9 protein-coding genes are annotated in these 10372 nt (G+C 41.6%); 6 read left to right on the forward strand and 3 right to left on the reverse strand.

Annotated features, from left to right (window positions below):
- Positions 1 to 255, forward strand: a 255-nt coding sequence (locus V7K89_RS30380; protein ID WP_335193968.1) for an FG-GAP repeat domain-containing protein, incomplete at its 5' end; no start/stop codon positions are given.
- A 265-nt stretch (positions 256 to 520) separates the two neighbouring features.
- On the opposite strand, the gene V7K89_RS30385 is transcribed toward V7K89_RS30380, so the two are convergent.
- The 3 genes from V7K89_RS30385 to cysS form a co-directional block, all read right to left on the reverse strand.
- A complete protein-coding gene (locus V7K89_RS30385; RefSeq protein ID WP_335193970.1) occupies positions 521 to 1867 on the reverse strand; it encodes a TldD/PmbA family protein in 1347 nt (448 codons plus the stop codon).
- A gap of 95 nt (positions 1868 to 1962) precedes the next feature.
- Positions 1963 to 3402 carry a TldD/PmbA family protein gene (locus V7K89_RS30390; protein ID WP_335193972.1) on the reverse strand — a complete coding sequence of 480 codons (1440 nt, stop codon included), beginning with the start codon at positions 3400 to 3402 and terminating at the stop codon, positions 1963 to 1965.
- Positions 3403 to 3481: 79 nt separating this feature from the next.
- Positions 3482 to 4948: a cysteine--tRNA ligase gene (cysS, locus tag V7K89_RS30395; protein ID WP_335193974.1), complete on the reverse strand. Its 1467-nt coding sequence runs from the start codon at positions 4946 to 4948 to the stop codon at positions 3482 to 3484.
- Positions 4949 to 5297: 349 nt separating this feature from the next.
- On the opposite strand from cysS, the gene V7K89_RS30400 reads away from it, so the two are divergent.
- The 5 genes from V7K89_RS30400 (at position 5298) to V7K89_RS30425 (ending at position 10296) form a co-directional block, all read left to right on the forward strand.
- Complete coding sequence (locus V7K89_RS30400; protein WP_335193976.1) at positions 5298 to 6428, forward strand: CobW family GTP-binding protein; 1131 nt, start codon at positions 5298 to 5300, stop codon at positions 6426 to 6428.
- A 424-nt stretch (positions 6429 to 6852) separates the two neighbouring features.
- The gene (gene dtd / locus V7K89_RS30405; RefSeq protein WP_335193978.1) at positions 6853 to 7305 is read left to right on the forward strand and encodes a D-aminoacyl-tRNA deacylase; all 453 of its coding nucleotides are present in this window, start codon (positions 6853 to 6855) and stop codon (positions 7303 to 7305) included.
- Positions 7306 to 7409: 104 nt separating this feature from the next.
- Positions 7410 to 7751 carry a photosystem II reaction center protein Psb28 gene (gene psb28 / locus V7K89_RS30410; RefSeq protein ID WP_335193980.1) on the forward strand — a complete coding sequence of 114 codons (342 nt, stop codon included), beginning with the start codon at positions 7410 to 7412 and terminating at the stop codon, positions 7749 to 7751.
- A 172-nt stretch (positions 7752 to 7923) separates the two neighbouring features.
- Complete coding sequence (locus V7K89_RS30415; protein ID WP_442941800.1) at positions 7924 to 8433, forward strand: MogA/MoaB family molybdenum cofactor biosynthesis protein; 510 nt, start codon at positions 7924 to 7926, stop codon at positions 8431 to 8433.
- A gap of 108 nt (positions 8434 to 8541) precedes the next feature.
- Positions 8542 to 10296: a diguanylate cyclase domain-containing protein gene (locus V7K89_RS30425; protein WP_442941801.1), complete on the forward strand. Its 1755-nt coding sequence runs from the start codon at positions 8542 to 8544 to the stop codon at positions 10294 to 10296.
- The last annotated feature ends 76 nt before the right edge of the window (positions 10297 to 10372 follow it).

The following is a 10372-nucleotide window of genomic DNA, read 5'->3' on the forward strand; positions in this document are numbered from 1 at the left end:
CAGCTTGGTGATGTCAACGGCGATGGTCGCGATGATATCGTCGGTTTTGGAGATGGTGAGGTCTACGTCTCTCTAGGTCAAAGCAATGGCACTTTTGGTCAGTATTCTGTAGTTCTGAACAATGGTTTTACTGTCAATGATGGCGGATGGACTAGCTTTAACCAATATCCACGTCAGCTTGGTGATATTAACGGCGATGGTCGCAATGATATTGTCGGTTTTGGATCTGGTGAGGTCTACGTCTCTTTAGCTTAATAGGATGATACTTCTCATAAGTAATAGTTTGTTTGTTATTGGCTCCAATATCACCTCCCGGTTAAGGTAGATTTCTAGGTTCTATCGCGCCCCTTATGCCAAAGTGACTTACGCTATTATTGAGTACCAACTTGGAAAACTGCAAAACCCTTTCTACATAAGAATAATAGTTTTCAAAAGCAGGGTATTTAATATTAAGAACCATAAAGGGAGTGATAGAGCCTATTTCTATCTGGTAGCTTTTGATTTCCTGTCAGCATCTGAATTACAAAGTATATGTAAAATCTTCCACCAGTATACCGGGAACTAAACTACCTCCAAGTTGGCGACTTTCGTATGTACCTACTTCGGGAATAAACTCCTGAAAATCGGTCAAATCTACTAGGTTTTCTCCCCAGAAGCGATAGAGACTTTCATCAAAACGTAAGTTTTCAATGGGGGCGATAATTTCTCCCTTTTCTACCCAAAAACAAGCATAACGAGTCATACCTGTGATTCTACCAGTGTGGCGATCGCTCCAATTCAAATAATGCAAATTAGATATATATAATCCTGTATCTAAACTCGAAAAAATCTGCTCAAATACTAAATTTCCCGGACTCACTTCTGGCGCTCGTAAAGTCTCTGAACCATTAGCGCCGTTGGCAATTTTTTGATATTCTTTAGCAGTTCGAGAATTCACCAAAGTATTTACCAAATGTCCTTTTTCTATTACAGGTAACTCCGGTGCTGCCATTTCTCCCAATTCATTAAATCGCGGCACTAATCCCCGCTGAAAATTTTCTTTCAAACTAAATTTTGGAGAAAGTTGTTTTTCTTGACGCGATAAAGCAGCTAAAGCACTGTTTCCTTGTTGGATATCAGCTTCGCTTACCGCTCCCCAAGAAAGCATTACTAATAAATCTGCAACAGCAGCAGGTGCAAAATAAGTTTTGTATTGTCCCCGTGGCAATTCTTTCGCGGGGCGAGAAAGCAATTCGAGTTGCTTTTTGGCTTCGTTAATTTTGGCTATATATGCAGATTTATCCCAATCACTTCCAGCAAACGTGCCTTTAACTGCTTGTCCAGATGGGGAAAATAGAGAATAATCTAAAGTAAAAGAATCAGTAGCAAACCAGTGTTTTTGACCACTGGAATCACCATAAGCTTTAATTATTACTCCCCCTGCATATATCCCTGTAAAATCCAATTCGGTAACTAGTTCTAACACAGTTGGAACTACTGCCTCAGCTGCCAACAAATTCCCAGAATGTATTTCTCTACTGATATTATTTCCTGATGGCAAAACTAGATATGGATCGATGGGTAATAGGATAAGTTCGTCACGTAGTTCCTGCAAAGCAGTATATGCTAACTGCCAATCCAACTCCCAATTTCCAGTAAAGGGAAACTGCTGAATACTGCTGCGTTGATCTGCCATCAAAGTTAGTTCTATCCAACCATCAGCAACACAACCAGTTTGTCTAACTTTTGCATGATTGAAACGAGTAAATTGACTTCTTTCACTGCTTAGTTTCACAGTGAATTGTTCATTTTCTGCTTTTTTTATAAGCAGACTTTCAATCAGCTGATTAAAACTTACTTCTAAAGCAGATAATTCCTCAATTTCCATAGATATTAAATATTAATAAGTAAAAAAGACAAAGGATGAAAGATTAAAAGCAAAGCCGGATATGCTCTGCTCCTAACTTTGCACTTAGCACTTTTTCAAGTTCCTCCACCAAAAACTTCGACATTAGCAAATACACAAACAGGTGAACCGTGTCCTACCGAAATAGCCTGATTTGGTTCTCCTTTGCCACAATAAGGAGTACCATACATTTGCCAGTTAGAAGCATCTCCTACTTGGATTAAACTATGCCAAAACTCCGGTGTTGTGGCGCGGTAGTTAGGATTGCGGAGGGTTTTAGTGAGTTTACCGTTTTCAATTAATTTAGCGTACTCGCAACCAAATTGAAATTTATAGCGGCGATCGTCAATTGACCAAGAACGGTTAGATTCCATGTAAACGCCGTGTTGTATCTCGCCAATAATGTCTTCAAAAGTACCGTTTAAAGGCTCTAAATTCAAGTTACCCATGCGATCAATCGCTGGTCGATTCCATGAAGAAGCACGGGCACAGGCAACTCCTGGTATACCTGCTCTGGCTTGACTCTCTAGACTGCCTAAACCCCGTTGCAGTACACCTTCTTTAACCAAATACTCCTTTGTTGCTACAGCACCCGTATCATCAAAGCCATAGCTAGCAAATTCACCAGGCACGGTGGGATCAAAGGTAATATTCATCAACGGCGAACCATATACTCGATTACCAAAATCACTTTTATTAACAAAGCTGCCCCCAGCATAATTACGTTCATCTCCCAAAATTCGGTCAATTTCTAGAGGATGTCCGACACTTTCATGAATTTGCAGCATCATTTGGTCTGGGGCTAAAACTAAATTAGTACGGGTGGTTGGGCATTCCTCTGCTGTTAAAAGTTCTATTGCTTGTTCACCTATTTGCCGCACCCGATGCCATAAGTTTTCTTGTTTTAAAAGTTCGAGTCCGCCTTGGTAACAGTTTGCTTGTGAGCCATTGTTGCTGCGCTGCTGTACAACCGCTCCATCTTGGGCAGTGGCTTTATAATTAGTGCCTATAGATAGTATTTTTTGATAAACTTCTGAGCCGTTGCTGCTAATAAACCAAGATTCTCTCTCAATGTTGCTAGCACTGGCTATAGTTTGCACAATTTTGTCGTCAACTTTGAGCGTTTGGCAAATACGAACCAGTAAATCGTTGATTTCTCCTGGACTCAGAGCATTCAATGGCTCAAGAAATGGAGATTTATATTCACCAATAACTTTAGGACGCTCAGTTTCACGGAAGGGATATATCCACCATTCATTGGCTGCTAGTGCCTGTTTATAGGCTATTTGAGCAGCAGCTTGTAGGGAAGACAATTCTAGAGAGTTAGTAGCTGCATAACCCAGACAGCCATTGACTAAAACTTCCAGCATGGCTCCAACAGTGAAGGATTTGCCGTTTAGTTGGGGTAAGGCGTCACGGACTAAACGGGTAGTAGAAGTTTCCTTTACGGCTCTAATACCAATCCAATCAGCGGGAATATCGAAACTAGCGATCGCTTTTTTAAGTTCAGACCACATAATTTAAGGAATGGGGAATTGGGGATTGGGGATTGGGCATGGGGCATTGGTTATCAATTCTCCTCTGCTCCTGTGCCCTCTAATTTCGGTGCCAGCGCGTGCCATCACGGCTATCAATTAGCGTAATACCTTCTGCTTGGAGTTCGTCACGAATGCGATCGCTTTCAGCAAAATTTTTGGCAATACGTGCTTCTTGCCTTTGCTGAATTTTCGCTTCAATTTCCGCATCACTTAAACCTTCTTTTGTAGAAGTTTTTACTTCTGGCTTGGCTTCTAAACCTAAAACTCCAGCTAATGTTACGAGAGTTTGCCATTGTCGGTGTAACTCCTCTGGTGATGTTTCTATTTTCCCTTCATGCACAAGAATGTTTCTCCCATGACGCAGTTCTTTAGCTAATTCAAACAGCACTGCTAATCCACCAGGAAAGTTAAAGTCGTTATTCACAGTTTCTTGGAAACGTTCGACAGTTTCAGGGATTAGGGAATGGGGTTTAGAGAGTAGTAAGGCAGTTCCCACTTCCCAGCCTAATAGTCTGCCGTATTGGTAGCCAAAAAGTAAACCTTCTTTTATGGTGTGCCAACCGTTAGTTGCTGCGGCGATCGCCTCATCAGTAAAATCTATGGGTGTGCGATATTGAGCGGTCAGCACAAATAACCGCACTGCCATCGGGTCAACTCCTCGATCCAGCAATTCTCGAATAGTGATAAAGTTGCCCAAAGATTTGGACATTTTTTCACCATCTACCTTCACCATGCCGTTATGCAACCAGTAACGCGCTAGGGGTTTTTCTGTAACAGCTTCAGATTGGGCAATTTCGTTTTCATGGTGGGGAAAAATTAAGTCAGCACCACCAGCATGAATATCTATAGTATCACCCAAGCGATCACGCACCATTGCCGAGCATTCTATATGCCACCCTGGACGGCCTGCGCCCCAAGGTGATTCCCAAGCAGGTTCTCCTGGTCTTGCTGCTTTCCACAAAGCAAAATCAAAGGGATCTTTCTTTTTCTGGTACTCTGGATCTTCTACGTTAACGCGATCGCTCGCTCCAGCTTGCATATCTTCTAACTTGCGTCCCGAAAGTTTGCCATATTCAGAAAACTTTCGTACTGGATAATACACATCACCGTCAGCAGGGTAGGCAAAACCCTTATTTTCCAACTCATGAATTAACCGTTGAATGCCATTCATTGTGTGAGTAGCGCGGGGATACTCATCGGCTTCTTTAACCAAGAGCCGCGCCATATCCTCAAAATATGCTTTGATAAAGCGATCAGCTACAGCTTCCATTGAGGAATGTTCAAGACAGGCTCGATTAAGAATCTTGTCATCAATATCAGTAAAATTTTGGATATATCGGACTTCATAGCCGATAAACTGGAGGTATCGGCGTACTACGTCCCAAACAATGCAAGCTCTAGCATGACCCAAATGGCAGTAGTCATATACCGTCACGCCGCAGTAATACATCTTAACCTTGCCTGCAACGAGAGTTTCAAACGGTTCTTGACGACGGGTGAGGGTATTGTAAAGGGTTAGGGTCATATATCAATTCAAAATTCTTGCATTCAAAATTCAAAATGGAAAACCGCGTATTGGCAGGCATTCTGGCTACTGACTGTATGGAAGTTAAAGGTGGAACAGCTTAACAGATGTAATCCTGAATAGGGAGATAAGCAATAATAGGGTAAAGCAGCTGGGATGACAGTCCAGCATCCCTATGCTAGTACGTCATGGCGGAAATCAACATACTATTGGACAAAATCTCGAAAGCCCAGAAATCAAGGGTTTTTGAATTTTGAATGCAAGAATTTTGAATTCCGCATAGCGGCGCTAGTGTTTTCTGGACTATCTGCGCTACATTACTACTTTTTGACTATTTGATAACAGCGCTATGCAATCAGCAGTTACACCCGAATCTTCGGCAATGGATACGCCCAAACAAGGAATGCCAGTAACAATTATTACGGGTTTCCTCGGTAGTGGCAAGACGACTTTACTCAATCATATCCTCAACAACCAACAGGGTTTAAAAACCGCTGTTCTCGTAAATGAATTTGGCGAAATTGGCATCGACAACGAGCTAATTGTTTCCACTGGTGAGACCATGGTGGAGCTAAATAATGGTTGTATCTGCTGCACTATTAATAATGATTTAGTAGATGCAGTTTACAAAGTTTTAGAACGCCAAGAAAATCTAGATTATCTAGTAGTGGAAACAACTGGATTGGCAGATCCGCTACCAGTAGCTTTAACATTTCTAGGCACAGAATTGCGGGATTTAACCCGTTTGGATTCTATTATTACCGTGGTAGATGCGGCTAATTACAGCCTAGATTTATTTAACTCTGAAGCAGCATACAGCCAGATTGCCTATGGCGATGTCATTGTGCTGAATAAGACAGATTTGGTTGATCAAGCCACTTTGAACGAGTTAGAAAGAAAAATTAACGAAGTCAAGGAAGGAGCAAGAATTATCCGCACTACGCGATCGCAAGTGCCACTTCCTTTAATTCTAAGTGTTGGTCTGTTTGAGTCTGATAAATATTTTGACACAGTGGTGGATGAACACGACCATCACGACCATCACGACCATCACGACCATCACGACCATCACGATCATCATGACCATGACCACTCAACATGCGGTCACGATCATCACGACCATGACCATCACGATCATCACCATCATTCTGACCATTTAGAAAATGATGGTTTTACTTCCATATCTTTCCAGAGTGACAAGCCTTTTTCTATTAGGAAGTTTCAGTATTTCTTAGATAACCAGCTACCCTCAAATATCTTCCGAGCGAAGGGGATTATGTGGTTTGATGAAAGTCCGAAGCGTCATATTTTCCACCTTTGTGGTAAACGCTTCACCTTGGATGATGATGAATGGAAAGGTCAATTGAAAAACCAACTAGTACTGATTGGTCAAAATTTGGATCGTGAGGCTTTAATTAGTCAACTCGAAAACTGCATTTGTCTACCTTCAACCTCTCGTGGCAAAGGCTTTGGCAAATAAAAGTTAGGAATAGAGACGCGATTAATCGCGTCTGTACAGGAGTTAGGAGTTTAAAACTCGTACTCGTTCCCAGGTGGAACCTGGGAATGCATTCCTAATGGTGCTATCGATTTTGAGCAATGAAAATGAGAGAATAGCGTAGGCGTAGCCTGTCGTAGACATCGCTTCCTCACTCTCCTGTATTATCAGCTTCTTAACTTACTAACTGCTGTAAATTACGTGCGAGTGTTTGCCCGATAATCACGAATTACGTTAGCGTAGCGTAAAGCCTTCTCTTCTCTCAAGGGGAGACGCTACGCGAACGAGAGGCTTCTCTTTCAGAGACGAAGACAGCGAACGCCAACGGCATGGCTTCTCTACGAGACGCTACGCGAACGCTTAGAGCGAGTATTCGAGCGTCATTACGAATTACGAATTAGTTAAAATGCGCGTTGTTATCCAGCGAGTCAAATCATCTCAAGTTACAGTGAATGATGAAATTATCAGCAAAATTGGGCGAGGGCTAAATTTGCTCGTAGGTATAGCCAATACCGATACTGATGCTGAAATCGACTGGATGGTGCGTAAGTGCTTAGAGTTGCGGCTGTTTCCTGACGAAGGAGGAGACGACCGTTGGCAAAAATCTGTACAAGAAATTTATGGCGATTTGTTAGTCGTCAGTCAGTTTACCCTTTATGGTGACTGTCGCAAAGGTCGCCGTCCTTCCTTTGACCGTTCAGCCGCTCCCCAATCGGCAGAAGATTTGTATAATCGTTTTGTTACCAAATTAAGAGCTAGTGGGTTGCAGGTGGAAACGGGTCAATTTGGTGCAATGATGCAAGTTACAATTGAAAACGATGGTCCCGTAACTTTGTTACTTGAAAAAGAAGCAATTTAAGTATATACACTAAAACAATGAATAACAGTAGCCTCTAGACCGTGGTGTTCTAATTGATGAGAGAATATTAAATTAATCATCACAAAAGTTTAAATTCATTCATCATGGCGAAAATCCAGTTTTCCAGAGGTCTTGACGAAGAGGTAATTCCAGATGTGCGCTTGACGCGATCGCGCACTGGTGACAGTGGTACAGCGACGTTTATTTTTACGAATCCGAAAATTTTAGATCAAGGTACTACCGAAGATATTACCGGGATGTACTTGATTGACGAAGAAGGCGAGATAATTACCCGTGAAGTTAAGGCTAAATTTATTAACGGGAAACCAGAAGAATTAGAAGCACTTTACGTAATGAAATCTGCCCTAGAATGGGATCGGTTTATGCGCTTCATGGAGCGGTATGCTGAAGAAAACGATCTGGGACTGAGCAAAAATGAGGCATAGGGGAGCCAGTGCGTTGCGGAGGTTTCCGACGCTCGAGTACTCGCTAACGCTGCGCTATCCGTTGAAGCAACTGGCGTCATAAGGCATAGGGCATCGGTAATTGTCATGTTCAATGAATGTGCGATTTACCATGCCCAATTATCGATTATTAAAAGTTCATGAGTGACATATAATGCCACAACCTCATCCAAATTCGCCTGGAGTTCTAGTAACTTGTGCTGTAGTTACTGTCAGCGATACACGCACTTTGGAAACAGACAAAAGTGGTCAGCTAATTCAGCAGTTACTCCTTGGTGCTAACCATGCTGTAGCAGCCTACACGATTATCAAAGATGAACCAACACAAATTCAAGGGCAGATAGTAAATCTAGGTAAAAGCTCAAATTTGGATGCTGTAATTTTCAATGGTGGTACAGGTATTGCACCAAGAGATACTACCTACGATGCAATTGAGAAGTTACTGGAGAAAACTTTGCCGGGATTTGGTGAGTTATTTCGTTTTTTAAGTTATCAAGAAATTGGTTCGCGGGCGATCGCTTCTCGTGCTGTTGCTGGTGTTTATCAAAATAAATTAATCTTCTCACTTCCTGGTTCCAGTAATGCTGTACGCCTGGCAATGGAAAAACTTATTTTACCCGAACTCACTCACTTGGTAAGTCAGGTTTGTAAGGGAGTGAAATGAGCAGCAGTTCATACGAACGACATATTGATATCATCCTTTATATACATGGATATTGAAGCTACCCAGAGATAATTATAGTTAAGCAAATAAGATGTTGATATCAAGTTAATGATAGAGTTTAGTTATTGGAATTGTATAATTGCTCACGGCATTACTGCATTTTCATACTTTAGCATCCCTACAGTAATAGGGATTTTCTTTGCCAAAACTAAGGCAACTATCCCTTCTAAGTTTTGGTTAGCATTTTTCTTATCAGGTGGATTCGTACTATTTTGCGGATTTCATCACCTTTTGGTGGTCTTTGAGCCACATAAATCAGTGTCCCTGCTGCACTTAGGCGTACTCGATCTAATGGCATTTATTTCCTTGTCTGCCTTACTCTACCTGATACCAACCGCTTATCAAATTGTAGAGGCGATCGCCAGATATCAAGAAGATGCCTGTGAACTTCAATGTAGGCAGCAGATACAACGGCTATTCCTAGATCAGGGGCCGTTTGGAGCCTATATCAAAGATGACCAATCTAGAGTGCTTTACTACAACCAAGAGCTACAGTCTAGATTTTCGTTAGATCCACAAGAATGGGTGGGGAAAAGAAATAGTGAATTCTTCCCAGATCCAGAAGAGGGGCGGCAGATAATGGAAAACGATCAAATCGTTTTGAAGAGTCTACGCCCCTTGAAGCTGATTGAAGAGGTAAAGATGCCTGGTAATGATCAGCCGTGCTACTGGCTATCGTTTAAGTTTCCATTTAGCGATTATGCAACGGGCGCTAGGCGCATCGGTGGGATCAGTATCGATATTACAGAATCCATAGAAACACAGCGATCGCTCACTGACCTAAATCAGCAGCTAAAAGAAAAAACACTGAAATTAGAGGTAAAAAAAGGAGAACTTATATATATCTCAGATATGGCGGATATGCTTTATTCCTGCGAGTCTGAAGATGAGGTGTATCAAGTGGTTGCTTTAACCTGTTCCAAGCTGTTTCCTAATATGAGTGGTTGTATCAATATAATTGCTGATTCTAAAAATTATGTTCAGACGAATAGTACTTGGGGACCCAAAATAAGCAGTAAAGAAGTATTTTCACTATCTGAGTGTTGGGCATTGCGGAGAGGCAAATTAAACCTTTCATCATCTTGTAATGCAGGACTGATATGCAGCCACTTAATACCGCCTGTTAGTGGCGTACATTTATGTGTTCCATTGTTTGGAAAAAGCGAAGTAATTGGCATTTTACACATCTATGCCCTTGAACAAATTAGCTCAGAAGATCAGCAAATTGCTGAGATTATTGCTAGATATTTAGCCTTTGCACTAAATAATCTATCGATAAAACAACGTCTAACTTATGATAACTTGCGGGATGGAATGACCCAACTATTTAATCAAAACTATATGCAAACCATAACGGAACAAAGGCTAGCGGAGGCTGAACGGTCGGGACAACCTCTTAGTGTTATTTTCATTGATATCGATGACTTCAAATCTTACAATTCGCACTATGGACATGTGACTGCCAACATTGTTCTTCAGGAATTAGCAAAACTGCTGTCAAAATCTATTCGCTCCTTTGACATTGCTTGCAGATGGGGTGGTGAAGAATTTGTGATTGTGATGCCTAATATGACGCTGGAAACACTCAGAAAGCGAGCAGAACAACTAAGGGTAGATGTTGAACAAATGCAATTGAAGGACGGCGATCAGATCCTCGAAAGCATCACCGCTTCTTTTGGAATAGCTGTATCAGAACCAGGGATTACAGTTAAGGATTTTCTAAATCGGGCAAATCAAGCGATGCTTGAGGCAAAGCAAACAGGGAAGAATCGGGTTATGGAGTATGTAATACCAATTCTCTAAAATTGGACTACAGATGAGAGAATAAGAATAAACCAGATGAAGGATGAACAATGTCAGGGATATATCAGCTAGAAAT

It is taken from the genome of Nostoc sp., assembly GCF_036917515.1.
GTDB lineage: Bacteria > Cyanobacteriota > Cyanobacteriia > Cyanobacteriales > Nostocaceae > Nostoc.